Consider the following 24,358-nt stretch of genomic DNA (forward strand, 5'->3'; position numbering starts at 1 on the left):
AGCCGTCCGTGGAGGGCCCTGGGATCGATCAGGAGCCCGAACCCGGGGAAACCCCCGCTGACGACAGCGGAGCCGCTGAGAGCCACCAGGAGGCGGAGCCTGAGATGTTTCCCGCCGACGTGGTCCACAAGCTGCGCGACGAGGCCGCCAGGTACCGCACCCGGGCGAAGGACCGCGACGACCTGGCACTGGAACTGTTCACCGCGAAGGTGGCCGCGACCGGCCGGCTGGCCGACCCCACCGACCTGCCCTACGACGAGGGGCTTCTCAATGACTCGGCAGCACTCGACCAGGCCATCGGAGAACTCCTCCACGCCAAGCCGCACCTGGCATCCCGTGTCCCGCACGGCTCGGTCGGGCAGGGGCCACGATCCGGAGACGCTGGAGCAGTGGATCTCGCGTCGATGCTCAGGGCCAGGGCCAGCTGAGGAGGAGCGACGATTCTGGGATCGGATCACCCACGACGAATTAACCCGCCGATTCCATTTCTGATTGACACGTCAACTAGTTGATCTACAATGAGGGGTGAGCCCTGGTGGCTCACCCCTTGTTGTGTGTTCCTGGCGGGCACCGATCCCACATTGTTCCCCAGTCAGGAGATTCCCATGGTCGCATCGACCACCACCATTCCCCAGCTCACCGCAGAGCAGGTTCAGAAGGTCCTCGTCCAGCCCCTTCAGGACGCCAGCGTCTTCCTCGCAGCCGGCCCCCGCATGTTCGACACCGCCGGCCCCATCCGCATTCCCAAGGCCCCCGTCGGTGATGACTCCAAGCTCACCTGGGTGGGTGAGAATGAGCAGATCCCCGAGGCCGACTACCAGGTTTCCGAACTGGAGCTGATGCCCTCCACGATGAAGTCGGTGAAGGTCCTCACCCGCTACTCCAACGAGCTGTCCCGGCAGTCGTTCGTCTCCCTCGACCAGGTGCTGAAGGACCGCCTGGTCGCCGACGTTGCGAACAAGATCGACCTGCAGCTGCTCTCCGCTACCGGTGACGGTATCACCACCCCGAAGGGACTGTTTGCCTACGCCGGCACCCAGACCGTTGACGCGGCCGGCCCGATGTCCCTCGACGTGCTTCTGGACGCCTGGGGCAAGGCCCTGGCCGCCAACGTCAACATGGCCGCCCTGAAGTGGCTGGTCACCCCCGGCGACTTCGTCAAGCTGCGGAAGCTCAAGGACGGGCAGCAGCGCTACCTGCTCCAGCCCGACCCGACCGCCGACGCCGTGTTCCGCCTGTTCGGGTCCCCGGTGATCGTGACCGGCCGAATCCCCGACACCACCGACTCGAAGCCGGCCGGCCGTGCCGCCCTCGCCGACTTCAGTCAGATCGCCGTCGCCCGTGACCTCGCACCGAGTGTGACGATCCTGTCGGAGCGGTTCGCCGACTACGACCAGCAGGCCATTCGTGTCGTGACCCGTTACGACGCGGCCCCGATCAACCCGCAGGCCATCGTCACCATCGGCGGGATCACCCGCTGATGTCCGATCCCACCGGCGTGGTGGACGGCAGGGCGGTGGAATTGTCCACCGCCCTGGTGAGGTCGTACACCCGAGGTGCCGGTTTCACCACCGTCCTGAACGGCAGGAAGGTCGAGCAGATCGCCGACGACATTGTCGCTGTGATCGACATGGTGGCCGCCCGTATCGAGGCGAACCCTGACCTGCTGGAGCAGCGGTCCGGGCCGTTCAGCACGGCAGCATTCGCAGGGTTCCTGCTCCCCGAGCTGGCCGTCCTGAACCGCTACCGGGTTGGGGCCCTGTGATGCAGACCGTCAAACTTCAGCGCTTCGTCTCTTCCTCCGGCCATACTGGCACCGTGTGGGCCGACCCCGTCGATATGCTCATCAACGGCTGGTCACCCGTCATGTCCACCGAGGACCCGACCACCGGCCAGTTCCGCAAGATCAGCCGCAGGAACCTGTTCATCAGACATCTGCCTGACGGCCCGGCCCCCACATCCAAGGACCAGATCCTGATGGACGGCCGCACCTGGCAGATCGCCGGTGACCCGTCCGACTGGAATCACGGCCCCTACAATCACCGGCCCGGCTGGGTGGTCACCATCCAGTACATAGCCGGCTAGACCTGGGCATGCCAAGACGCCCCTACAATCACCGGCCCGGCTGGGTGGTCACCATCCAGTACATAGCCGGCTAGACCTGGGCAAAAGACCCCCAATGCTCAGTTCGACGACACAGCCGCCGAACCCCCACCCAGCAGCCACCCATGAAAAATCGAGGTTAACACCGGTTATTCCATCAGGGCCGGTGAAGGCAGCGAGCATTTTTGAATTGTTGGTGTGAAGACCTGCCTGCGTCCAGCGCGTCGAGCCCCCCGGGAATCCTCCTCAGGCCCCGGGGGGCTCTTCACGCGCGCGAGGGGACCAACGCTTTCCGATCGATTGATCGGAAAGCGGTCGATGAGGGCTCTTCACGCGCGCGAGGGAACCAACTCGGAAATTCCGAGTTAGCTTCAAGGTCCCTGGGGTTCCCTCGCGCGCGCGAGGGAACCCCCCGCTCGGGAAAGTGTCCAATCTGGACACTTTCGGTTCCCTCGCGCGCGCGAGGGAACCCCACCATCCCCGTTCCGATCGATTGATCGGAACGGCCGACGCCCGCGCGCCCGAGGGGACCACTCGCAGGAGCGAAAGCATCAAATGATACTTTCGGGGCTCCTCACGCGCACGGGAACCCCAGATGCTTTCCGATCAATTGATCGGAAAGCATCCCGTCGCCCGCACCGGACGCGTACCCCCCTTCGGCCTTAAATCGGCCTCGCGCGGTGCAAAACGTGGCATCATCCAGCAGCAAGCAAACACACAGACAGCGTTGTCAGGTGGGAAATGAGCCCGGTACTAGGACAGCTTGAATGCTCTTGTAAAGCGATGGTCGCGGGTTCGATTCCTGTCACAGGCTCCACTGAAAAACCCGGTCAGATGCTGTTCGGCCGGGTTTTCACCACCTGCATGACCAGACCGTGCCCTCGGCATCTCCGTGAGGGCCCGGTGCCGGAACGGTGGGTCCCGTCCGAGGCCATATTCGTCCGCTCCTGGCATGAAGGAAATGACGACCGGGGTCACTCGGAACAGCCGCGCACTCCGAATCTATGCTCAGGCTATGAAGCTATATCATCGAGTTTCGATCACCGGCGCCCTCGGGCTGCTCGGTACTGCCGTGCTGTTGGCAGGGTGTAGCGGCGCCAACAGTGACTCGACCGCCAGCACCCCGGCCACCAGTGGGACCGCCATCAGTGCCTCCTCCGCAAGCACGTCTGCGACTGGCACACCAGCCCCGAGTACGTCGACGACCAGGGTGCTGGCGACCGGGGCGTCGTCGGCAAGCACCTCTGCGGCCAGCGCGCCGGCCCCGACCCGGTCCACATCCGGGCCCTCGACACAGCAGACCCGTTCGGCATCCGACAAGCCCGGGGCCGGCGGAGCATGCGGCGCTCTGCACGGCGCGGGCACGCAGTATGTGCAGGGCAAGCTGTACGTGACCTCGGGCACCATCGGCTGCAATGAGGCCAACGCAATCATGAACGGCTACCTGACGGGTCCCGTGGAGGGCAGCGGGCACATCGGCTCATTCAAGGGGTTCGAGTGCGGCAGGGACAACAGCCCGAGCGCTGCGGCGAAGGCCCAGTGCGAGAAGGGCGGAACCACGCTGGAGCTCAGGTAGCAGAGCAAGGCGTCTTGGGCCCGGAACGCCGGACCCTCAGGCCATCACCTGTTCCCACTCGCTGCGGTGGGCCAGCATCCGGCTCGCGGCCTCCTTCGCGCCTTCCAGGCTGTGGTGGGCTCCCCATCCGCACTGGGTGGTGTTGGCGGCCGGGACCGCGTCCAGGGTGAGGATGTCCTTGAGGGTGGTCTCCACCAGATCGCAGGTGGCCGGCACATCGGGCTCGCCGACCATGATGAGGTAGAAACCGGTCTGGCAGCCCATCGGGCCGAAGTCGATGACCGAGTCGCTGTGGTTGCGCACGCACTCGGCGAAGGAGTGCTCCACCGAGTGGACGGCGTCCATCTCCAGGTGGTCGGCGTTCGGCTGGCAGAACCGCACGTCGTACTTGGTGAGGGTGTCGCCGGCCGGCAGATGCTTGACATCGGCCACCCGGATGAAGGGTGCCGCGACCTTGGTGTGGTCGAGATTGAAGCTCTCGACATTCATCTTCTGCGTCATGGGCCCATCATTGCGCGGACCGCGGGTCGGCGTCCCACCTCAGAGCCTGTGCCACGTTCGGAGAGCCTCCCGGACCGGAACGCCTGTCAGCGCCGGAGCTCCCGCCGGCCCCGGAGCTCCTGCCAGGTCGTGGCAGCCGTCCGTCGGTGACGAGCAGGCCGGCCAGCAGGACCAGTGCTGTCGCCCCGAGGATCGACCATCCGACCGTGCTGGAGGTCCACGATCCGCCGACCCCGTGGGTCGCGTAGGGGAAGACGGGGACCCTCATCTGTGCCGGACGGACGATCGCCCATGCGGTGACGGCCGGCACCACCAGCGCCGCCCAGTGGTGTCCCGGGGTGGCGCTGCCCGCGCATCGTCGGGCCGTTCCCCACACCATCACCAGCCACACGCCGAGAAGGGGAAGGACGCCGACCAGTCGTGCCGTGGTGCGCCACAGGATCCCGCGGGGGGCGGCGTCCACAACCCCCGCAAGGGGCTCGTCCAGGCACCAGCAGACGGCCGCGGTGAGCAGCCCGACGGCAATGCCCTGCAGGGGCCACAGCAGCCAGGAGTTGTACTCGACCAGCATCACAAGAGCGATCAGCAGGCCGGAACTGGCCAGTACGAGTCGCCAGGGGATCGCCCGAATGCCGTGGGCCCACATCTCGTCCTCCTCAGGCCGGCGCCGCGATGAGCGGATTGTGGAAGGCGTGCGGCAGGCCGGTGACCATCGTCAGGACCAGTGCGACGACGGCTGCCGCCAGCAGGATCGCGATCACCGTCCTCAGCCGTGGCCGCGGCCCCTCCGGGTCGTGGTAGAGGGCCACCGTCACCCCGGTCGCGCACAGCAGGGCGAGGCACACGATCCACATCTGCGGCGATCCTGGCAGGGCCACCCAGTGCACCGGTTCCCCCTCGGCGGTGAAGGCGAGGGGGCCGTACCAGTGCGTCCACGGCCAGACCATGTGCCAGCGCCAGGTCGACTCGAACCAGCCCTGCAGGGGCATCGTGACGACGACCATGAGCACGGTGCACAGCGCCGCCGCCCCGCGGAACCTCAGCCACCGTGCGATGACCAGACCCAGCAGCGGGCCGCCGACGGCCGCCATGACACTCTGCGCGAAGATCACCGACAGCACATAGCTGGTGGTCACCGGCCCCGACGGCACCGCCCAGTCGGCGGGCGGACGGGAGAGGATGAGCCAGGCGGTGGACAGGTACCAGATCACCGTGACGCTCACCGGCACCACGACGGCCCAGGCGAGTGCGATCGTGCGTTCCGACTCGCTCACGGCGGTCGCTCCGGCGGCCTCGGCCGCCCGGTCCGAGCGACGGGTGAGGCCGGCCATCACCATGATTCCGAGCAGCCCGATCAGCGCGGCCGGCGCGATGGCGTCGGTGAGGGCCTCGGTGGAGTCCCGCGACCACCCGATCCGGTGGACCTGGAGGGCGACCAGCAGCACCAGACCGATGAGGAACAGCGGCGAGGTGGCGTAGTTGCGGATCTCCTGGATCACCAGCACGGTGCGCGACGACGGGCGGACGGGGGCAAGTGTCTGGGTCATCGGAGTGCTCCTTCGTCGAGTGAGCGGCTGCGCAGCAACAGGTAGGCGTCCTCGACGGTGGGAGGAACGGGGGTGGCCCCGGAACGGGGCAGGCCTCCCACCGATCGCACCATGCCGGTGCCCGTGCGCCAGGTGTGGACCGCCCCGTCATTCTCCTGGGGGCCCACGTGGACGTGGTCGGAGGCGGTGGCGAGCAGGTCTGCCACCGCGCTGTCGAAGCGGATCCGGCCGGCGTCGAGGACGACCACCCGGTCGCACAGCGCCGAGACATCCTCGGTCTGGTGGGTCGACAGCAGCACGGTGCCCGCCTGCTCGGAGAGGATCCTGCGCAAGGTGGCCCGCTGCTCGGGGTCCAGTCCGGTGGTGGGCTCGTCGAGGATCAGCAGTCTCGGTTCACCGAGCAGGGCCTGGGCGATGGCCAGCCGTCGACGCTGCCCTCCCGAGAGTTTGCGCACCTTCACGGTGGACCGCTCCTGGAGCCCGACCAGGGTCAGCACCCGGCGCACCTCGGCGCGGCGGGCGGTGGTCTGGTCCCACTCCTTGAGCACGGCGATGTAGTCGAGGAATCCGAAGGCCGTCATGCCGCGCGGGAAGACGACCTCCTGGGGGAGGTAGCCGATCAGCCGCCTGGCCGAGGTGCGCTCGGCCGGCGAGGCGGTGGTCTGGTGCCCCTCGACGACGATCCGTCCGGCGGTGGGAGCCATCGCGGTCGACAGCAGACGCAGCAGGGTCGTCTTGCCGGCACCGTTGGGGCCGAGCAGACCGATCACTCCCGATCCGAGGGTGAGTGTGGTCGGGTGCAGCGCCACGGTGGGGTGGATGCGGGCGCGCAGCGGGCTGCCATAGGTCTTGGACACGGCATCCAGATGGGTGGTCACGGTGAGACTCCAATCGCTGGGGACCTGTCCGACAGCACCCTGAGGGCGACGCCGAGCAGGACGGTGAGCAGGGCGGACAGGCCCTGAACCGGCAGCTGGCCGAGCAGATCGGAGGCCTGCAGGCCGGCCATCGAGGCAACGACGAGCAACCAGCCGATAGAGCTGATGGCCGCGGCCGTCCGGGCGGGAAGCCAGTTGAGCAGCACCAGGGTGGCGCTGGTGAGGAGCAGTCCGGGGAGCAGCCACAGCCAGATGGCGGAGTTCAGGCCGGGGACCATCGAACCCAGCACGAGGACCGCGGGAAGCGCCACCACGAGGGTGGACAGGGTGCGCAGCAGGGTGATCCGCAGCCGCGGGCAGGCGGTGGTGCCGACCAGCTCGCGCAGCGGGTCGGTGGCGTCGAAGGCGGCACTGACGGCGATCACCGGGACCAGTGGTGCCAGGGCCAGGAAGACCGGCAGATAGCTCACCCCGGACAGGGCGGCCGCGATGGCGCAGGCGATCGCCCCGCTGACCGCGATCGCCCAGGGCAGCTGCAGGTCGTCGGAGGCGGCGATGACGGCGACGTCGCTGTCCCTGACGCCGAGCCGGGTCAGCAGCCGCATCGGCAGGGAGCGTCGTGGGTGGTCGATCCTGGCGTGGACCGCCTGCCAGAGGGGTTGCGGATCTCCGGCGACGGCCAGGGCGTCACGGCGGCAGGAGGGGCAGGACAGCAGATGGGCCTCGACGGCCGACTCCGTCGTGGGGTCCAGACCGCCGGCGGCGTAGCGCTGCCAGAGATCGGCGGTGAGGTGCGTGTCTCGGCTGGTCATGTCAGAGCCCCCCCATCAGGTGTCGGCGAAGGTGGATCTTGGCGAGCCTGACGCGGCTCTTGACGGTGCCGTGCGGGACGCCGAGGAGGAGTGCGGCCTCCCGGGTGGTGAGTCCGTCGAGGACGGTGGCCCGCAGTGCGGCCCGCAGGTCGGGGGACAGGCGCGCCATCGCATCACCGAGATCCCCGTGCTCCACGGCGAGCAGGAGCTGTTCCTCGGCGCTGAGGGTCTGGCCGGCGTAGCGCGCCACGACCTCGTCGCGCAGCGCCACCGGGGCGGGCCGGGTGCGCAGGCAGGGGATCAGTCGGCGGATGGCCATCCCCCACAGCCAGGCGCCGACGTCGCCGTCCCCGCGGTACCGGCCGGCCTGCTGCCAGACGACGACGAAGGCGTCCTGCAGGGCGGTTGCCGCCAGGTCCGCGTTGCCGGCGCGCCGACGCAGCCGCAGCATGAGCCAGCCGCTGTGCCGTTCGATGAGCTCGCGCAGGGCCGACTCGTCCCCGGTGCTGATCCGGGCGAGCAGTTCGGCATCGCCGACGGCGTCGGTCTCCATACCCCACTGTCGCCGGGAGAGGTCCAGATGGATCACTCCGACGGCGAGAACTCTCCGGGTACTCCTTGGGGTCGGGAGTACCCGGAAGGGAACTCAGTGCCGCCTGACCTGCTTCTCCGGGTCCAGCCCGCAACTGGCCTGGACGGCCTCGCAGTTGCCCTGGATCTGCACCTGCTCGCCAGCCGGGATCCACAGCGACTGGCCGCGCACGATCTCCTCGGTGCTGGCGGCGCTGGAGCACACCAGATGGCCGTCCAGCACCAGCAGGATGCGCGGCCGGTCGGTGGCCGGCAGCATCTCGGCGGCCCCGGGACGCAGGTGCACGGCCCACAGCTGGAACTCGGGTCGCCCGGTCGGGTACTCGACCAGCGGCCCGTGGACGTCGGGCTCGATGATCGGGGCGGGTCCGGAGGCGAAGTTGACGATCCTCACCAGGGAGTCGACGTCGATGTGCTTGGCCGTCAGGCCGCCGCGCACGGTGTTGTTCGAGTTGGCCGCCACCTCGATGCCAGTGCCTCGCAGATAGGTGTGCATGGTGCCCGGCGGAACCTGCAGAGCCTGACCGCGGGTCAGGTGCACCCGGTTGAGCAGCAGCGCCGCCAGCAGCGACGGATCCCCGGGGTGGTGCTCGTCCAGTTCCACCGCGGTGCGCGACAGGAGCCCCAGGTCCCCGGCGTCGTCGACGTGGTTGACCGCCGCCGAGACCACCTCTCCGACAAGTTCGAGACGGTGCCCGTCACCGCTCAGGCAGTCCAGGAAGACCTCGGCCAGACCGGCCGACCCCGACCTCTCGGTGAGCGGACCGAAGACCTCGTCCAGGGAGGTCCTCACCCCCAGACCCTCCAGCAGTGCGCGGGTCCGTCTCGGCTCGCGGAAGCCGCACAGCGCGTCGACCTCCGACAGGGCCACGAACAGCTCGGGCCGGGGCCAGTCGTCGACGAAGGTGCGGTCGGCGGCGGCCGTCTCGGCGTCCTGCTCGTGGCTGAACCCCTCGCAGGCGTCGCGGCAGTCGGGGTGGGCCTGGATGCTGAGCGGCTGGTCGGCCGACAGGATCTTCAGCAGGAAGGGCAGCCTGTCGCCGAAGGTCTGCCGGCACGCCGCTCCCAGCTCCTGGGGGTGCTGGTCGAGGTGCTCGTTGAGCGGGGTCCCGTCGGCCAGGGCGGCCGAGGCGGTCTCGTAGGCGCCCAGCCAGTACTCGGCCTGGGGACGTCCGTCCGGTTCGACGCCGAGGATCCCCGGAATGGTGTCGAGTGACCCCCACGCGTAGTTCTGGACCGTGCCCTGAAGGCGCTCCATGGATGTTCTCCCCTGTGTCTACTGCGCCCGGACACGTCCTTGTGAGCGAGCCATTCCATCATGGCACTCCCATAGACTGGATCACGTGAGCGACGACCCCGGCAGCGATGACATCGACGACCTCACCGAGGATCGACAGGATGCGCACAGTGGCCTCCCGGCCGAGGACATCGCCCTGCTCGATCTGGAGGACGACTGGCAGCACGGTCGGCTGCGCGGCGACAAGGGAACCGTCATCCATGACCGGCTGGAGATCTCCTCACCGCGCTACCACCAGCGGCTCAACGTCCTGCTCGACGACCCGAGAGCCGCCCTCCACGCGCCGGCCCTGGTGAACCGGCTGCGCCGGGTGCGCCAGGAGCGCAGGACGGCGCGATCGGCCGACCAGCTGCACTGAGGGACCGAGGGGGTTTCGGGGGCTGAGGGGCTTTGGGGGCTGGCCGGCGTCTGTCGTGGGTCACAGCAGGTGGTGGCCCTTCATGTAACTGCGCAGCTCGGCATGGGTGCCGTCGTCGGTCCCGTACTCGAGCATGTTGCGCGCCGAGGCGAACCAGGAGTTCATCGACGGTTGGGCCTGGCCGAGCGCGGCGTTGAGGTCGGCCATCGTGATCATCCGGGTGCGCCCGGTGGAGACGCTGTCCATCAGTGCCCGCTCGGCCGCCATGTCGCAGGCGTAGGCGATGTCGGCGCTGGAGAATCCCTCGGTGCGCCGGGCCAGGGTGCGCACGTCGATCCCCTCCACCGGGCGCTGCTGCAGGTGGAGGGTGAAGATCGCGGCGCGGGCCTGCTCGTCGGGAGGCAGCACGAGGATGGTGCGGTCCAGACGTCCGGGACGACGCAGCGCCGGGTCGATGTCCCAGGGCTGGTTGGTGGCGCCCAGCACGAAGACCGCGTCGTTGAGGGAGTCGATGCCGTCCAGTTCCACCAGCAGCTGGTTGATCGTCGAGCGCATCGCCGCCGAGCCGTGGGTCTGGGAGCGGCGTCCGCCCAGGGTGTCGACCTCATCCAGGAAGACCACCATCGGGGCGTTCTGGCGGGCGAACTGGAAGAGCTGGTGGACCGCCCCCTCGCTCTGGCCGATGTAGGGCCCCAGCACGTCGGATATCGAGATGGACAGGAAACCGGTGCCCAGCTCGCCGGCCAGGGCGCGGGCGATGTAGGTCTTGCCGCAGCCGGGCGGCCCGTACATCAACAGGCCTCCCTTGAGGCTCTTGCAGTAGAGGCGTCGCATCTCGGGACTGCGCAGCGGGGCCAGGAAGGAGGCGTTGATCCGGTTCTTGACGCTCGTCATGCCGGCCACCTGGCTCAGCCCGAAGGATGGTCTCTCGACGTCGACGGGGTCGGTTCCAGGGGTTGCCGACTGATCGTCGACGAACATCGGTTCGACGAGGTCGGAGACCTCCTGCTCGGCGGCTCCCCAGTCGAAGTGTCCGCGTTGGGGTTCGGGGGTGGGCTGGTGCGGGTCGGGCTGCCGGGGACCGGGTGCGGAGTCCGGGTCAGGTTGCTGTGGGCCGGGTGCGGGGTCCGGCCGAGGAGGCTGTCCGAGATTCTGCGGAGGCCGTGTGTGGGAGTCGGATGCGGGCCCCGGGTGCTGCGGCCGCTGGGTCGGTGAGCCGGGGGATGCCGATGGGGACTGGTCAGGGGAGGCCGGGGACTGTCCGGGGGAGGCCGGCGTCTGCTGGCCGAGGGCGCGCGTCATCAGGGCTCGGGCGTCAGCGCTGGTGGGGTCCCTGACCAGGGCCTGGCCGCACTCGACGATGGCCGCGGCGGCGTCTCCCTCGTCGATGAGCAGGGATGCCAGGTGCAGGCGCAGCGGGACGTCGTCGGGGGCGGCCTCGACGGCCCGGCGGATGCTGTTAATGAGTGGGTTCACGGTCTCTCCTGAAGAGCCCTCCAGTTCTGCTGGGCAGCGTACGCCGACCCTCCCACCCCCTCCTTCCCGCGTTGATCCAGTTACTCGGCGTTGATCCAGTTGCAAGAGGATCAACGCCGAGTAACTGGATCAACGCGGAGGTGTAGGCGGGAAAGAGGTGCAGGAGGGGGTGACGGATGCAGGGAAATGGCGGGGAGGGGGTGACGGATGCAGGGAAATGGCGGAAATGACGGGGAGGACGTCGTCACCGGGGGTTCAGCGGTGGTCGGGGGGTGCATTCGGGCCTCTGGTCCGAACCGATCGCAGCCAGCCGCCGGCGCTTCCGGCCGCCCCGATGGCCAGGGCGATGATGACCAGCACCGGGGTGGAGTTGTGGTACCGCTGGTCGAACTGCCACCGGATCGCGGAGTAGAGGGGTTGGGCGTAGAGGAACAGGGCCAGCCCCATCAGCACGGCCGTCGTCCGGTCCCGCCAGATGGTCCGGATCACGGTCCGTCTGGTCTGGCCGCGCGACAGCCCCGGCCAGACCAGCACCTGGGCGCACATCACGGCCCCGGTCGACAGTGCCGCCACCACCAGGTTGTGACCGGGAGCCAGGTGCCAGATCTGTCCCCACAACACAGACAGCCCCAGCCCGGATCCCAACCAGGTCAGCACCACCCTGTTGAGCGATCCGACCAGGATCCGCCTGGCCATCTCGGCGGTCCCCTTCTGCCCCATCGCCTCGGTGGCCGCCTCATTGGCCAGCCGCAGCGCCCTCTCGTGGTGACCGACGTCGGCCTCCAGAGCAGCCAGCATCTTCACCGCCTCCGGTTCGGAGGGGTGCTCGCCCACCACCCGGGACACGATCTCGATCCCCTCGGCCCGGCGCCCGAGCATGAACAGGCAGTGGCCTCGACGCAGCTGGGCGCGCCACGACTGCACTCCCATCGCCAGGGCGCGGTCGACCGCGTTGAGGCTCTCCTGGTAGTTGTCGATCCGCACCAGCGCGTCGGACATCGACAGGTGCACCTGGGGATTCTGCGGATCCAGCTGCAGGGCCCTTCCCGCCGCGGCCGCAGCTCTGGCAGGGGTGTCGTGGTGGGCGAGGATGAAGGTGAGCTGGGTCCACGCCTCCGCCCAGTCGGGATGGTCGGAGGCCAGCGACTCCGCCCGGTCCCGGGCTCGTTCCGGATCCACCCCCTCCAGGGCCATCACCTCGTAGAGACGGGCCAGCGGATGGCCCGGATCGTGCGCCAGCACCGGCCCGACGTAGCGCAGCGCCGCGGCGTCCTGCCCCGCGTCGATGAGTCGGGCCGCGGTGCTGAGGGCCGTTGCGTCGTCCATATCTCTCCTGTGGCAGGTCGGGGGCGGGACGCCGACGCTGCGGGATGGCTGCGGTGCGGGATGGGCTGCGGGGAGGTGGCCACCCATTGTGCCCGACGTCGGAACTGGTACCGGCGACAGTCTGTGCCCCGGCTGCAAGTATGCGGCCAGCGGCGGAGCTCCCGCCCACGGAGCACCCCCGACGCCACCATGGTTGCGACGACAACACGCCGTCCGGCGACGTCACGGTGCCCGAACACCACCCAATCCTTTGCACTCCCTTGGGTCGAGTGCTAAAAATGATGTTGGCACTCGAGCAACGAGAGTGCCATCGCCGCGGTCGGTGTTGCGAGCACCGACGGCAGTGAACTCCTTCCGGTGATGAGATCACCAGATCGTCCGTCGCGGGCATCTCGGAGGGACACATCGCGGGGTCGTCGGATCCCGCCACATGCAGAACACTGCAGACCTGACGTCCAGGGCCCAGGTGGCCCGCAGGAGCGGAGGACTCCCCAACACATGGCAAAGCTCATCGAATTCAACATCGAGGCCCGCCGCGGGCTCGAGCAGGGTATGAACACCCTTGCCGACGCGGTGAAGGTCACCCTCGGCCCCAAGGGCCGCAATGTCGTCCTGGAGAAGTCCTGGGGCGCTCCCACCATCACCAACGATGGTGTCTCGATCGCCAAGGAGATCGAGCTGAGCGATCCCTACGAGAAGATCGGCGCCGAGCTGGTCAAGGAGGTCGCCAAGAAGACCGACGACGTCGCCGGCGACGGCACCACCACCGCCACCGTGCTGGCCCAGGCGATGGTCCGCGAGGGCCTGCGCAATGTGACCGCCGGTGCCAACCCGCTGAGCCTGAAGAAGGGCATCGAGACCGCTGTCGACGCCATCATCGGCAAGCTCGCCGACATGGCCATCGACATCGAGACCAAGGACCAGATCGCCGCCACCGCGTCGATCTCGGCCGCTGACACCACCGTCGGCGACGTCATCGCCGAGGCGATGGACAAGGTCGGCAAGGAAGGTGTCATCACCGTCGAGGAGTCCAACACCTTCGGGCTGGACCTCGAGCTCACCGAGGGAATGCGCTTCGACAAGGGCTACATCTCCCCCTACTTCGTCACCGACACCGAGCAGATGGAGGCCGTCCTCGACGACCCCTACATCCTCATCGTCAACTCGAAGGTCTCCGGCCTGAAGGACCTGCTGCCCGTCCTCGAGAAGGTCATGCAGTCCAGTAAGCCGCTGCTGGTCATCGCCGAGGACGTCGAGGGTGAGGCCCTCGCCGGCCTGATCGTCAACAAGATCCGTGGCACCTTCAAGTCCGTCGCCGTCAAGGCCCCGGGCTTCGGCGACCGCCGCAAGGCCATGCTGGCCGACATCGCCATCCTCACCGGTGGCCAGGTCATCTCCGAGGAGGTCGGCCTGTCTCTGGACGCCGTCACCCTCGACCTGCTCGGCCGGGCCCGCTCGGTCCGCGTCACCAAGGACGAGACGACCATCGTCGACGGCTCCGGGGACTCCGAGCAGATCGCCGGCCGGGTCGCCCAGATCCGCACCGAGATCGAGAACTCCGACTCCGACTACGATCGTGAGAAGCTCCAAGAGCGTCTCGCCAAGCTGGCCGGCGGCGTCGCCGTCATCAAGGTCGGCGCGGCCACCGAGGTCGAGCTGAAGGAGCGCAAGCACCGCATTGAGGACGCCGTCCGCAACGCCAAGGCTGCTGTCGAGGAGGGCATCATCCCCGGCGGTGGTGTCGCCCTGATTCAGGCATCGAAGGCCGCTTCGGTCTCCGGCCTGGAGGGTGACGAGGCCACCGGCGCGCAGATCGTCTTCGACGCCTGCACCGCCCCGCTCAAGCAGATCGCCGTCAACGCCGGTCTGGAGGGTGGGGTTGTCGCCGAGAAGGTCGCCAACCTGCCCGCCGGACAGGGCCTGAACGCCGCGACCGGCGACTACGTCGACATGGTCAAGGCCGGGATCATCGATCCCGCCAAGGTGACCCGTTCTGCCCTGCAGAACGCGGCCTCCATCGCTGCTCTGTTCCTCACCACCGAGGCAGTCATCGCCACCAAGCCCGAGCCCGTCAAGGCTCCCGCCGGTGGCGGCGACGACGGCATGGGCGGAATGGGTGGCATGGGCGGAATGATGTGATCCAGTTCGACTGATTGAGGGGTTGTCCCCTCGGCCAGATGCATGGAGGGGCGGTCCCGTCGAGGGGCCGCCCCTCCTTGCGCGTCTGGACCGGTACGCGGTCCGGTGGCCCGTGCGGGCACACTCCGGTCCCAGGTTCTGAGGGGAGACGGAGTCCACCCCGACCGGGGGATAGGCTGCCCGCGAACGACCTGCCAGCGCAGGCTCCCCGTCGAAGGAGCAGTTTCGCCATGACCCGCACCCCCGATGACTTCCCTCCCTTCGGCCCTGGACGCCACCTGCTCAGCGTCCAGCAGCTGGACCGCGGGATGCTCGACCAGATCCTCGAACTCGCCGAGGTGGTCGACCCGGTCGCCTCCGGCACCGTGCGATGCACCGTCCTGGACGGCGCCGTCCTCGGCAGTCTGTTCTTCGAGCCCTCCACCCGTACCCGGCTGAGCTTCGAGTCGGCTTTCCTGAGGCTGGGCGGGGAGGTCACCACCACCACCGGTTTCACCTTCTCCTCGATGGCCAAGGGGGAGTCGATCAGCGACACCTCGCGGGTGGTCTCGGGCTACTCCGACATCATGGTGGTCCGCCACCCCGACAAGGGCTCGGTGGCCGAGTTCGCGCGCGCCTCGGTGGTCCCGGTGATAAACGCCGGTGACGGCGCCGGGGAGCATCCCAGTCAGGCCCTCCTCGACCTCTACACGCTGCGTCGCGAGCTCGACCGGCGGGGCAAGTCGGTCGACGGTGCCACGATCGCCATCGTCGGCGACCTCAAGTACGGCCGCACCGTGCACTCCCTGATGAAACTGCTCACCCTCTTCCAGGGGATCACCTTCCGGCTATTCAGCCCGCCCAGCCTGGAGCTGCCCGTCGAGATCGAGCGCTACGTCGTGGAGCGCGGCCACCGGATCGTGGAGATGGGCTCGGCGACCGAGGCGGTCACCGGCGCCGACGTCGTCTACGCCACCCGGGTCCAGCGCGAGAGGATGACCGAGGAGGTGCTCTCGAGCGCCAACATGACGGGCAATCTGCTCAACCGGGCCATGCTCCACGAGGCCGGTGCCGAGGAGATCATCATCATGCACCCCCTGCCGCGCGACTCCCGGATGGACTCCTTCGACCTGTCCACCGACGTCGACGAGCTGCCCGGTCTGTCGATCTTCCACCAGACCGACAACGGCCTGCGGGTGAGGATGGCGATCTTCCTGGTGGCGATGGGATGCTCCGCCGAGGCGGTGCGGGCGGCGACCAAGAACCAGAGCTGGGACGCCACCCTGGACTGGTTCTGAGCCCTCCCGCAGGCCATCAGTCAGGGAATGTGCTGGTGGACGATCTCGCCTCGAGCCACCTGTTGTGCGCGATGTCGGACGCGCTGATGGTGACGATCGCCCTGGTGATCGTGGTGGGCGGCAGCATCATCACCCATCACAGGGCGTTGACCCGTCGTCCGGGTGCGGTCGGGTGAACATTTCACTCGCGGAACCCGTGAAAACCGGCTCAGATGCCGGAAACCGGGTGTTCCGTGAGTGAAATGTTCACCGCGCGGGCCATTCTCAGGCGAGGGTGCCCATCGGGTCCCAGGCCGGCAGGGCCATCGGCTCCTCGGCGACGGCGGCCTTCAGGTCCTCGGGCAGGGAGTCCACCTTCACCACGACCTCGAAGACGTAGTTGCTGAACCAGTCATCGTCCATCGTGAAGAACCCCTTGTCGCCGGGCTCCTCGCCCCAGGAGTTCTCCACCCGCCAGCGGCGCGGCTGACCCTCGGCGATGTCGACGCCGGTGAACAGCATGGCGTGGTTCATCGCCGACTCGCCGGAGACCACCCGCTCCTCCTTGGTGGTCGACAGGTCCACCCCGAACAGGCCGGAGTAGTCGTGCAGGTCACCGACCAGCAGGCCGGAGTCGCGGTCGGACTGATGGGAGACGTCGGCGCCGAACCAGACCGGCTCGCCGGCCACGATGGAGTCGGCGGCCAGCTTCTTCATCACCTGCATGGGGGCGTTGATGTAGCGGATCTCGCGTCCGCCGACCACATTGCCCAGGTGCTCGACCGTCAGCGCCCGACCCTTCGGGTGCTCGGTGCGGGGGTCGTCGACCAGGCAGACGTAGCCGGACAGGTCGATCCCGACGTGCCGGTCGTAGAACTCATTGGGGGTGATGGTGCCGTCGGTGTGGAAGACCCCCTCGTCGTCCTGCCACTCGAACTCGAAGGAGGACGGCGGGTTGCCCAGGCTGATCACCAGGATCCGCCAGACGTCGGAGAGCACGCCCTCACGGGCGGCGATGAGGTCCTCGGCGCTGGCTCCGGAGGTCGCCAGATCGCGCAGATCCAGGGCCCGACGGCGCAGCAGGGTCTGCAGCTGGGTGTCCATCCGGTGGGTGTTGGAGGAGGGCTGGGTCTCGGGCATCGCCTGCTTGGGGATGACGCCGTGCTTCTGGTACACCGACACCGCCATGTCCCACTGGCCGCCGTCACCCTCGATCTCCCTCAGGAGGAACTGGATGAGCCGGGAGTCCAGCGGCTCCGAGGCGGTGGCGATGATGTCGTTGAGGAAGAAGTTCGCCCTCTCGAACTTGTCCCAGAACATCGCGTAGTTCTGGGAGAACTCGAAGTCCTTGACCCCGAGGTTCTTGCGGGTGGTGGCGCGCAGCAGGTTGAGCGAGGAGAACAACCAGCAGCGTCCCGAACGCTTCTGCGCGGTGACGGTCCAGTTGTCCAGCCGGTTGGAGACAACCGCCGGGGTGCCGACGACCTTGGTGCGGTCCAGTGCGGACTCGTCGATGCCAGAACGGGTCACGGCATTGAGGGCCAGCCTCAGGCTCGGGTCGAGATCGGACTCGGCGACCTTGGCCAGCAGGTCCTGGTCGATGGCGCCGGCAGATGTAGGAGTAGTCGTGAGAGTGGTCATGGACTCTGTTCTATCTCACCGCCCCCAGAACCCGCGAAAACGCCCGTGGTCAGCACATTTCCGCGCTCTCGGGACTCTCAAACCGGAGGGACGCCGGAGGGAGGCCGGAGGGACGTCGCAGGGACGCCGCAGGGTTCGGGCGGGTGCCGTCCCGGCCACTGCGCCGGACAGCCGTGCCGCACCTGAGGACCGGGTCGGCGAGACCCGGGCTCCCACCCCGAATAGACTCGCACAATGAGCAAAGACGACCACATCTCGGATGCAGCACGACTTCCCGGCGGCCCCGCCCCGATCAGCCCCCAGGAGCTTCCCGAGGACGTCGCCTCTCCCGAGGAGCTTCCCCCCACCGGCCCGGCGGTCGTGACGGCCGCCGTCAAGGCGATCGGTGGTGATCCCGAGGTCGAGGGGATGGTCGACGCGGTGGGCAAGACCAGGGTCGACGTCCTCACCTGCCACAACGCCCCGGTGCCCGGATGGACCACCTGGTCGACGGTCACCCTCCACACCCAGCCCAATGAGCTGCCGATGGCCTCGGGGGAGAGCCTGGAGATCCGCGCCGAGTTGATGGCGGTCGGTCTGCCCGACTCCGATGTGATGGGCAAGGTCCTGGGGTCCTGTGCCTTCGCGGTGCTCCAGGACCACTGGATGATGGCCCCGGGTGTCGTCTTCGGCGACGTCGTCTCCCTCTACGACCCGCAGACCACCACCCCGCACATCGTGTGGTGCCATCCCTTCACCGCGACCGAACTGGGTGCGGTGGACATCGAGGACGACCTCACCGTCCACTGGCTGGTGGCGATGCCGATCACCGAGGCCGAGCGCCAGTGGTTGGAGGCTCACGACTACGACGCCTTCGCGAACCTTCTCGACGAGCACGAGGTCACCTACTCCGACCTGCGGCGCAAGTCGGTGGTCTGAGCCCTCGTCGCAGACCAAGGAGAGTCGCTCCTGGCAGCGGGGCCCTCGGTGGAGCCTGGAGGGCCGCGGCACCACCGGGGGTCGCCTCAGGACATCCTGATCGGGATCACCTGGCCGCGGGAAGGCCGGGATCCGGCAGGTACACCTCGCCGCCGGCAGCGCGGAACTCCGCCGCCTTGGCCGCCATCCCGTCCTCGGCGATCCGACGCTGGTCGGCGGCGTCCCCGAACCCGTCGCGGATGTCCTGGGAGATCTTCATCGAGCAGAACTTCGGGCCGCACATCGAGCAGAAATGGGCCGTCTTGGCGGGTTCGGCGGGCAGCGTCTCGTCGTGCATCGACTCCGCCGTCTGCGGATCCAGGGACAGTCCGAACTGATCGCGCCAGCGGAACTCGAAGCGGGCCTTCGACAGGGCGTCGTCGCGGTCCCGGGCTCCCGGATGGCCCTTCGCCACGTCCGCCGCGTGGGCGGCGATCTTGTAGGTGATGACGCCGGTCTTGACGTCGTCGCGGTCGGGCAGTCCGAGGTGCTCCTTGGGGGTGACGTAGCACAGCATCGCCGTTCCGTGGCGGGCGATCTCGGTGGCGCCGATCGCCGAGGTGATGTGGTCGTAGCCGGGGGCGATGTCGGTCACCAGCGGCCCCAGCGTGTAGAACGGCGCGCCGTCGCACAGCTCGATCTCCCGCTCGACGTTCTCGCGGACCAGCTGGAAGGGGATGTGCCCGGGGCCCTCCACCATCACCTGGACGTCGTGCGTCCAGGCCCTTTTGGTGAGCTCGGCGAGGGTGTCCAGCTCGGCGAACTGGGCGGCGTCGTTGGCGTCGGCCAGGCATCCCGGCCGCAGTCCGTCGCCGAGGGAGAAGGCGACGTCGTAGCGGGCGAAGATCTCGCACAGTTCGTCGAAGTGCTCGTAGAGGAAGTTCTCGCGGTGATGGGCCAGGCACCAGCCGGCCAGGATCGAGCCGCCGCGCGAGACGATCCCGGTGACCCGGTCGGCGGTGAGCGGGACGTGGCGCAGCAGCACCCCGGCATGGATCGTCATGTAGTCGACGCCCTGCTCGCACTGCTCGATGACGGTGTCGCGGAAGATCTCCCAGGTGAGCGCCGCGTGGTCGCCGTCCACCTTCTCCAGGGCCTGGTAGATCGGCACCGTGCCGATCGGCACCGGGGAGTTTCGCAGGATCCACTCGCGGGTGGTGTGGATGTCGTCACCGGTGGACAGGTCCATCACGGTGTCGGCACCCCATCGGGTCGCCCACCGCAGCTTGTCCACCTCGTCGGCGATCGACGAGGTGACCGCCGAGTTCCCGATGTTGGCGTTGATCTTCACCGCGAAGGCCTTGCCGATGATCATCGGTTCGGACTCGGGGTGGTTGACGTTGCAGGGCAGGATGGCCCTGCCGGCGGCCAGTTCGGAGCGCACCAGGGAGACGTCGCAGCCCTCCCGCAGCGCCACGTAGCGCATCTCGGGGGTGAGGATCCCGGCCCTCGCGTAGTGCATCTGGGTGATCGTGGCGCCCTCGCGGGACCTCAGGACCGGACGCCGCTCGCCCTGCCACTCCTGGCTCGCGGCGCCTCGGCGCACCGCCGAACGGCCGTCGTCGGCCAGATCGCGACGACGGTTCGGGTAGCTCTCGACGTCGCCGCGGGCCTGGATCCACCCGGTTCTCAGGCCGGGCAGTCCGCGGGTGACGTCGCAGTCGGGTCCGACGGTCCGGTAGACGGGCAGCGGGGCGTTCGGACTGCCGTCCGGGGAGTCGTCCTGGTTGATCATGGTCACCGGCACCCGGATGTCGTGGGCGGCGTTGACGAGATAGCCCAAGTGATGGCTGGGGTAGTTCTCCTCGGGGCCGTTCACCGTCGTGGTGGGGGTGGCAGAGTCCTCGAGGGCGGTGTTGTTCCGGGTGTTGTGCGGGGATGCGGCCATGGTAGCCAGCTCCTTCTTCCTACGTCGGCATGATCCGAACAGGTTCTGACGGTCCGGGCGGCATCAGCCCGATCTCAGTCCTCTGCCGAGGACTCCCGTGGGATGGCCATGACTGTAGTGCACCGCCTCATCGGCCGATGGGGCGCCCCCTGCCGACCGCGGCGACCTGTGCCGCACGGTGACAGCACTCTGGCCCGGTCGGTGGACGCAGGATGTGCGTCCGCCGACCGGGCCAGAAGTGTGCTCGAGGCCGGGGTTCAGCCGCGCCTCACTCGGCGGCCGAGGGGTGGGTCATGTCGGCCGGGACGACCCACTTGTCGAAGTCCGCGGCAGACATCTCGCCGACCGTCAGGGCCGACTCGCGCAGCGAGATCCCCTTGTGGTGGGCGTTCTTGGCGATCTTGGAGGCCAGGTCGTAACCGATGTGGCGGTTCAGGGCAGTCACCTGCATGAGGTTCTTGTCCAGGTTCTCCTTGATCTTGGGCATGTTCGGCTCGATGCCGTAGGCGCAGTGCTTGTCGAAGGACACGCAGGCGTCGGACAGCAGCCGGATCGACTCCAGGCAGGCGTGGGCCATCACGGGCTTGAACACGTTGAGCTGGAAGTTGCCCTGGGAGCCGGCGAAGCCGACCGTGGCGTCATTGCCGAAGACCCGGGTGGCGACCATCGTCATGGCCTCGCACTGGGTCGGGTTGACCTTGCCGGGCATGATCGAGGAGCCGGGCTCGTTCTCGGGGATGAGCAGCTCGCCGATGCCGTTGCGCGGGCCGGAGGCGTACCAGCGGACGTCGTTGGCGATCTTCATCAGCGCGTCGCCGAGCACCCGCAGGGATCCCGACACCTGCACCAGGGCGTCATGGGCGCTCAGTGCGGCGAACAGGTTGGCCGCCTGGGTGAACTCCAGGCCGGTCTCCTCGGTGACGTGCTTGGCGACGGTGACGCCGAACTTCGGGTGGGCGTTGAGGCCGGTGCCCACCGCGGTGCCGCCGATGGCGAGCTCACGGGCCCGGGAGTCCGCGTAGCGGATCCCGTCCAGGGCGAAGTCGAGCTGGGCGACCCAGCCGGAGATGACCTGACCGAGCCGGATCGGGGTGGCGTCCTGCAGGTGGGTGCGTCCGACCATCACGACGTCGTCGTACTGCTTGGCCTTGTCGTCCAGGGTGTTGCGCAGCTGGGTGACGGCCGGGTAGAGCCGCTCGTTGATCTGGGTGACGACCGCGATGTGCATGGCGGTCGGGAAGGTGTCGTTGGAGGACTGACCGCGGTTGACGTGGTCATTGGGGTGGACTGGGGTCTTGGACCCCTTCTGGCCCCCGGCGATCTCGATGGCGCGGTTGGAGATCACCTCGTTGGTGTTCATGTTCGACTGGGTGCCCGAACCGGTCTGGAAGACCACCAGCGGGAACTCGGCGTCGAGCTTGCCCGCGATGACCTCGTCAGCGGCCTTGACGATGAGGTCGGCGACGTCGCCCGGCAGCTCTCCGAGCTCCTTGTTCGCCTCGGCGGCGGCCTTCTTGAGGGTCCCCAGGGCGCGGATCATGTCGCGACCCCACACGAAGGTGTCGCGCCCGATCTCGAAGTTGTGGAGGGAACGCTCCGTCTGGGCCCCCCAGTAGTGATCGGCAGGCACCTCGATCGTGCCCATGCTGTCTTTCTCTTCACGCATCTCTGCCATGGGCCTCAGCCTACTGGCGGGCACCGGCCCTCAGACGGTCGGGGAGGCTCTCAGCGGGAGGTCCGGTCGCTGCCGGTCCGGGTGGTCGACGGCGCGAGGGAGCGTGCCATCAGGGAACTCCCCGAGCCGATCAGGGAGGACGACGTGAGGCTGGACCCCAGCAGGCTCGGGGAGGCCAGCGAGTCGGTGATGGCGCTGGAACCGGCGGGGCGGTCCGCGCCACGGGTTCCGGACGCGGGGACCCGGCCGGCTGCCGGACGACGCTCGCCGGGCCTCCTCGACGCCGGCAGGCCCAGGTCGTCGAAGCGGATGTCGGAGCCGGGCTGCATCCGCGATCGGGCGTCCGACAGGTCGATCTCGGAGCCGGGGGCCGGTGCCGGGGCGGCCGCCGGCTGGGAGGGTGCCGGCTGGGAGGCTCCGGCCGGGGCGTGGACCTGGGAGGTGCGGGCCCGGGCGCCGGGGAGCGTCCCACGCCTCTGCACCGTCGTGGGCTGCGACAACGCGGGGTCGACGCCCACCGATGCCACCTGCTGGACGAGCTGTTCGAGGATGCTCTGCTTGGTCTGACTGCCTCGATCGCCGGAGGCCCGGTCGGACCGGGGCTGCTGGACGGACTGATCACTGGTGAAGGGCTGGTACCCCGCCTGTTGGTACTGGGAGAGCTGCGGGGCGGAGGACTGGCCCGGGGGAGTCGACCGCTGTGTCGATCTGCGACCTGCGGTCAGAGCGCTCACCACGCCGACCACGACGATCGCGCCGATGATGATCGGGATGATGACCGCCGCCGATGGTCTGGCCATGACCATGAAGACGGCCACGCAGAAGACGAGGGAGGTCGTCAACTGTCGGGATCTCGAGGTGTTCGGTCTTTTTCCCGCCATGGCCCGAGTCTACGGGTCCTCGTCCCCCTCGGACCCGTCCTGTCAGCCCAGCGTCCCTCCTGTCAGCTCAGCGCCCGGGTCAGCTGCTCGGCGGGGTCCCCAGCCGTCCGGTCCGCCGGTGCGCCCACCCCCGAATGACCGCCAGACGGAGGAACCAGGTGAGGCCGACCCCGATCAGCGCGGAGGCGGTCACCGCCGGAGGGGCCTTGACCAGCTCCAGGGCGAAGGCGGCGGCGAACAGCGGCGCCCGTTGGGTGACGGCCAGCAGACAGGCCGCTCCGACCACCGCGAGCACCGTGATCTCCGAGGCGCTGCGGTGACCCGAGGCCATCGCGACCGCCGCACCCAGGCAGGCTCCGACCGCCAGGGCCGGGGTGAGCAGACCGCCGCTGGCCCCCAGCCGCAGCGCCAGGTGGGTGGCGAGCCACTTGGCCGCCGCCATCAACAGCACCCCGCCGATCAGGGCGCCGCCCACCAGGGCCGGCGGGGTGAGCACCGCCTGGACGACGATCTGGCCGTTGCCCGGCACCTGGGGGACCACCAGGGCGATCGCGGTGACCAGGGCCGATCCCAGCGGAACCGCCCACCAGACCCGGCTCGCGGCGGGGGCGTGGTCCTTGGCGAGGTCATTGGTCCAGCCGAAGGCTGCCCCCACCACGAGGCAGAGCACCGCGACCACCGCCAGCCACCACACCGGCGGCATCCTCAGCGACACCCCGGGAAGCCGGTAGATCGGATGGTTGTGGTTGAACAGCCAGGCGGTGACGGTCGCCAGACCCGAGACGACAGCGGCCGCCAACACCTCCAGCCAGCCCCGCCGGGTGCGCAGATCGGACTTGAGAATGAGCTCCAGGGCGTAGCAGGCACCGGCCACCGGGACGTTGTAGACCGCCGACAGACCGGCCGCCGAGGCGACGGCGATGACGGTCCGTCGTCCCTCCGGGCCAAGCCTGAACCGGTTCGAGACGGTCTGTCCGAGGAAACCGGCGATCTGGCGGGGTGCCGTCTCGCGTCCCAGCGAGGTGCCCGAGCCCACCGCGATGAGCTGGGCGACGGCGTCTGTCACGGTGTCGGGGGCGAGTCTGCCGGGGGAGTCCACCCGCACCGCCTGGTTCACCGAGGTGATCGGGCCGCGCCGTCTCAGCCGCCACCAGATCAGGCCTGCCAGCGCGCCCCCGATGACAGGCACGGTGATCCGACGCCAGAGCGGGACGGTGCTCACCCCGGTGGGGTCGACGAAGTAGTGGTGACCCATCGCGAGGGTCTCGATCCCGACGTTGAGCAGGCTCAGCAGGCCCCCCGCCGCGCCGGCCGTCAGGCCTGCGAGGAGGACGGCAAGAACGATGCGCAGGCCACGGGACACGTCTGGAACCGTACCGTTCGCGCCCGGGTCCCCGACATCCCCTCCCCTGTGATCGATCGTGCGCGGGATGCGGTGAGGGGGCACACTGGAGGA

General features: G+C 68.7%; 24 protein-coding genes and 1 riboswitch. Of the genes, 9 read left to right on the top strand and 15 right to left on the bottom strand.

What is annotated here, in order from left to right; all coding sequences use genetic code 11:
- The first annotated feature begins 104 nt into the window (after positions 1-104).
- The 4 genes from H590_RS0100330 (at position 105) to H590_RS0100345 (ending at position 2,085) form a co-directional block, all read left to right on the top strand.
- Positions 105-428 carry a hypothetical protein gene (locus H590_RS0100330; RefSeq protein ID WP_126412728.1) on the top strand — a complete coding sequence of 108 codons (324 nt, stop codon included), beginning with the start codon at positions 105-107 and terminating at the stop codon, positions 426-428.
- A gap of 177 nt (positions 429-605) precedes the next feature.
- Positions 606-1,481, top strand: a complete 876-nt coding sequence (locus tag H590_RS0100335) for a phage major capsid protein (RefSeq protein WP_028701980.1) — start codon at positions 606-608, stop codon at positions 1,479-1,481.
- Positions 1,481-1,765 carry a hypothetical protein gene (locus H590_RS0100340; RefSeq protein WP_036980332.1) on the top strand — a complete coding sequence of 95 codons (285 nt, stop codon included), beginning with the start codon at positions 1,481-1,483 and terminating at the stop codon, positions 1,763-1,765. Before H590_RS0100335 ends, H590_RS0100340 begins: the two co-directional genes overlap by 1 nt.
- Before the next feature lie 53 nt (positions 1,766-1,818).
- Complete coding sequence (locus H590_RS0100345; protein WP_126412729.1) at positions 1,819-2,085, top strand: hypothetical protein; 267 nt, start codon at positions 1,819-1,821, stop codon at positions 2,083-2,085.
- A gap of 1,044 nt (positions 2,086-3,129) precedes the next feature.
- On the opposite strand, the gene H590_RS18185 is transcribed toward H590_RS0100345, so the two are convergent.
- The 8 genes from H590_RS18185 to manA form a co-directional block, all read right to left on the bottom strand.
- The gene (locus H590_RS18185; RefSeq protein ID WP_028701983.1) at positions 3,130-3,381 is read right to left on the bottom strand and encodes a hypothetical protein; all 252 of its coding nucleotides are present in this window, start codon (positions 3,379-3,381) and stop codon (positions 3,130-3,132) included.
- A 334-nt stretch (positions 3,382-3,715) separates the two neighbouring features.
- Positions 3,716-4,180, bottom strand: coding sequence for an S-ribosylhomocysteine lyase (locus H590_RS0100365; RefSeq protein ID WP_028701985.1), 465 nt, complete (start codon positions 4,178-4,180; stop codon positions 3,716-3,718).
- A gap of 7 nt (positions 4,181-4,187) precedes the next feature.
- Positions 4,188-4,826 (bottom strand): hypothetical protein, encoded by a 639-nt coding sequence (locus H590_RS0100370; RefSeq protein ID WP_028701986.1) that lies wholly within the window; start codon positions 4,824-4,826, stop codon positions 4,188-4,190.
- A gap of 10 nt (positions 4,827-4,836) precedes the next feature.
- A complete protein-coding gene (locus H590_RS0100375; protein WP_028701987.1) occupies positions 4,837-5,727 on the bottom strand; it encodes a hypothetical protein in 891 nt (296 codons plus the stop codon).
- Positions 5,724-6,605, bottom strand: coding sequence for an ATP-binding cassette domain-containing protein (locus tag H590_RS0100380; RefSeq protein ID WP_028701988.1), 882 nt, complete (start codon positions 6,603-6,605; stop codon positions 5,724-5,726). The genes H590_RS0100375 and H590_RS0100380 overlap by 4 nt, the downstream gene beginning before the upstream one ends.
- Positions 6,602-7,417: a zf-HC2 domain-containing protein gene (locus tag H590_RS0100385; protein WP_028701989.1), complete on the bottom strand. Its 816-nt coding sequence runs from the start codon at positions 7,415-7,417 to the stop codon at positions 6,602-6,604. The genes H590_RS0100380 and H590_RS0100385 overlap by 4 nt, the downstream gene beginning before the upstream one ends.
- A gap of 1 nt (position 7,418) precedes the next feature.
- Positions 7,419-7,970, bottom strand: coding sequence for an RNA polymerase sigma factor (locus tag H590_RS0100390; RefSeq protein ID WP_028701990.1), 552 nt, complete (start codon positions 7,968-7,970; stop codon positions 7,419-7,421).
- 93 nt (positions 7,971-8,063) lie between these two features.
- Entirely contained in the window at positions 8,064-9,266 is a 1,203-nt protein-coding gene (gene manA, locus H590_RS0100395; protein WP_028701991.1) for a mannose-6-phosphate isomerase, class I, read from the bottom strand.
- 85 nt (positions 9,267-9,351) lie between these two features.
- On the opposite strand from manA, the gene H590_RS0100400 reads away from it, so the two are divergent.
- Positions 9,352-9,663, top strand: coding sequence for a DUF3263 domain-containing protein (locus H590_RS0100400; protein ID WP_232020896.1), 312 nt, complete (start codon positions 9,352-9,354; stop codon positions 9,661-9,663).
- 60 nt (positions 9,664-9,723) lie between these two features.
- Here H590_RS0100400 and H590_RS0100405 read toward each other — a convergent pair whose 3' ends face one another.
- Together H590_RS0100405 and H590_RS0100410 are read right to left on the bottom strand one after the other, a co-directional pair.
- Complete coding sequence (locus tag H590_RS0100405) at positions 9,724-11,139, bottom strand: ATP-binding protein (RefSeq protein ID WP_051237999.1); 1,416 nt, start codon at positions 11,137-11,139, stop codon at positions 9,724-9,726.
- A gap of 255 nt (positions 11,140-11,394) precedes the next feature.
- Entirely contained in the window at positions 11,395-12,465 is a 1,071-nt protein-coding gene (locus H590_RS0100410) for a tetratricopeptide repeat protein (protein ID WP_028701994.1), read from the bottom strand.
- A 498-nt stretch (positions 12,466-12,963) separates the two neighbouring features.
- Between H590_RS0100410 and groL the strand changes: the two genes are divergently transcribed.
- The 3 genes from groL to H590_RS18190 all read left to right on the top strand — a co-directional run bounded on the left by groL (position 12,964) and on the right by H590_RS18190 (position 16,057).
- Positions 12,964-14,604: a chaperonin GroEL gene (gene groL / locus H590_RS0100415; protein WP_028701995.1), complete on the top strand. Its 1,641-nt coding sequence runs from the start codon at positions 12,964-12,966 to the stop codon at positions 14,602-14,604.
- A gap of 230 nt (positions 14,605-14,834) precedes the next feature.
- Positions 14,835-15,881 carry an aspartate carbamoyltransferase gene (pyrB, locus tag H590_RS14035; protein ID WP_036980339.1) on the top strand — a complete coding sequence of 349 codons (1,047 nt, stop codon included), beginning with the start codon at positions 14,835-14,837 and terminating at the stop codon, positions 15,879-15,881.
- Positions 15,882-15,916: 35 nt separating this feature from the next.
- The gene (locus H590_RS18190) at positions 15,917-16,057 is read left to right on the top strand and encodes a hypothetical protein (protein WP_154655304.1); all 141 of its coding nucleotides are present in this window, start codon (positions 15,917-15,919) and stop codon (positions 16,055-16,057) included.
- Positions 16,058-16,145: 88 nt separating this feature from the next.
- Here H590_RS18190 and H590_RS0100430 read toward each other — a convergent pair whose 3' ends face one another.
- Complete coding sequence (locus H590_RS0100430; RefSeq protein WP_051238000.1) at positions 16,146-17,501, bottom strand: C1 family peptidase; 1,356 nt, start codon at positions 17,499-17,501, stop codon at positions 16,146-16,148.
- Between the two features lie 234 nt (positions 17,502-17,735).
- Here H590_RS0100430 and H590_RS0100435 point away from each other — a divergent pair, with 234 nt between their 5' ends.
- Entirely contained in the window at positions 17,736-18,419 is a 684-nt protein-coding gene (locus H590_RS0100435; protein ID WP_028701997.1) for a suppressor of fused domain protein, read from the top strand.
- A 106-nt stretch (positions 18,420-18,525) separates the two neighbouring features.
- On the opposite strand, the gene thiC is transcribed toward H590_RS0100435, so the two are convergent.
- The 4 genes from thiC to H590_RS0100455 form a co-directional block, all read right to left on the bottom strand.
- Positions 18,526-20,346, bottom strand: coding sequence for a phosphomethylpyrimidine synthase ThiC (thiC, locus tag H590_RS0100440; protein WP_172599479.1), 1,821 nt, complete (start codon positions 20,344-20,346; stop codon positions 18,526-18,528).
- A riboswitch (TPP riboswitch) is annotated at positions 20,346-20,453 on the bottom strand. Its footprint overlaps the gene before it by 1 nt.
- 161 nt (positions 20,454-20,614) lie before the next feature.
- On the bottom strand, positions 20,615-22,021 hold the full coding sequence (gene fumC, locus H590_RS0100445) for a class II fumarate hydratase (RefSeq protein ID WP_028701999.1): 1,407 nt from the start codon (positions 22,019-22,021) through the stop codon (positions 20,615-20,617).
- Between the two features lie 50 nt (positions 22,022-22,071).
- A complete protein-coding gene (locus tag H590_RS0100450; protein ID WP_126412731.1) occupies positions 22,072-22,902 on the bottom strand; it encodes a hypothetical protein in 831 nt (276 codons plus the stop codon).
- 79 nt (positions 22,903-22,981) lie between these two features.
- Positions 22,982-24,265: a chloride channel protein gene (locus H590_RS0100455; protein ID WP_028702001.1), complete on the bottom strand. Its 1,284-nt coding sequence runs from the start codon at positions 24,263-24,265 to the stop codon at positions 22,982-22,984.
- Positions 24,266-24,358: the final 93 nt, after the last annotated feature.

This window comes from Acidipropionibacterium jensenii DSM 20535, assembly GCF_000425285.1.
Lineage (GTDB): Bacteria > Actinomycetota > Actinomycetes > Propionibacteriales > Propionibacteriaceae > Acidipropionibacterium > Acidipropionibacterium jensenii.

Excerpts from the sequence above, each read along its gene's own strand:
- H590_RS0100330 (WP_126412728.1), top strand. The coding sequence starts at position 105 with ATGTTTCCCGCCGACGTGGTCCACAAGCTGCGCGACGAGGCCGCCAGG.
- H590_RS0100335 (WP_028701980.1), top strand. The coding sequence starts at position 606 with ATGGTCGCATCGACCACCACCATTCCCCAGCTCACCGCAGAGCAGGTT.
- H590_RS0100340 (WP_036980332.1), top strand. The coding sequence starts at position 1,481 with ATGTCCGATCCCACCGGCGTGGTGGACGGCAGGGCGGTGGAATTGTCC.
- H590_RS0100365 (WP_028701985.1), bottom strand. The coding sequence starts at position 4,180 with ATGACGCAGAAGATGAATGTCGAGAGCTTCAATCTCGACCACACCAAG.
- H590_RS0100370 (WP_028701986.1), bottom strand. The coding sequence starts at position 4,826 with ATGTGGGCCCACGGCATTCGGGCGATCCCCTGGCGACTCGTACTGGCC.
- H590_RS0100375 (WP_028701987.1), bottom strand. The coding sequence starts at position 5,727 with ATGACCCAGACACTTGCCCCCGTCCGCCCGTCGTCGCGCACCGTGCTG.
- H590_RS0100385 (WP_028701989.1), bottom strand. The coding sequence starts at position 7,417 with ATGACCAGCCGAGACACGCACCTCACCGCCGATCTCTGGCAGCGCTAC.
- H590_RS0100390 (WP_028701990.1), bottom strand. The coding sequence starts at position 7,970 with ATGGAGACCGACGCCGTCGGCGATGCCGAACTGCTCGCCCGGATCAGC.
- manA (WP_028701991.1), bottom strand. The coding sequence starts at position 9,266 with ATGGAGCGCCTTCAGGGCACGGTCCAGAACTACGCGTGGGGGTCACTC.
- H590_RS0100410 (WP_028701994.1), bottom strand. The coding sequence starts at position 12,465 with ATGGACGACGCAACGGCCCTCAGCACCGCGGCCCGACTCATCGACGCG.
- groL (WP_028701995.1), top strand. The coding sequence starts at position 12,964 with ATGGCAAAGCTCATCGAATTCAACATCGAGGCCCGCCGCGGGCTCGAG.
- pyrB (WP_036980339.1), top strand. The coding sequence starts at position 14,835 with ATGACCCGCACCCCCGATGACTTCCCTCCCTTCGGCCCTGGACGCCAC.
- H590_RS0100430 (WP_051238000.1), bottom strand. The coding sequence starts at position 17,501 with ATGACCACTCTCACGACTACTCCTACATCTGCCGGCGCCATCGACCAG.
- H590_RS0100435 (WP_028701997.1), top strand. The coding sequence starts at position 17,736 with ATGAGCAAAGACGACCACATCTCGGATGCAGCACGACTTCCCGGCGGC.
- thiC (WP_172599479.1), bottom strand. The coding sequence starts at position 20,346 with ATGGCCGCATCCCCGCACAACACCCGGAACAACACCGCCCTCGAGGAC.
- fumC (WP_028701999.1), bottom strand. The coding sequence starts at position 22,021 with ATGGCAGAGATGCGTGAAGAGAAAGACAGCATGGGCACGATCGAGGTG.
- H590_RS0100450 (WP_126412731.1), bottom strand. The coding sequence starts at position 22,902 with ATGGCGGGAAAAAGACCGAACACCTCGAGATCCCGACAGTTGACGACC.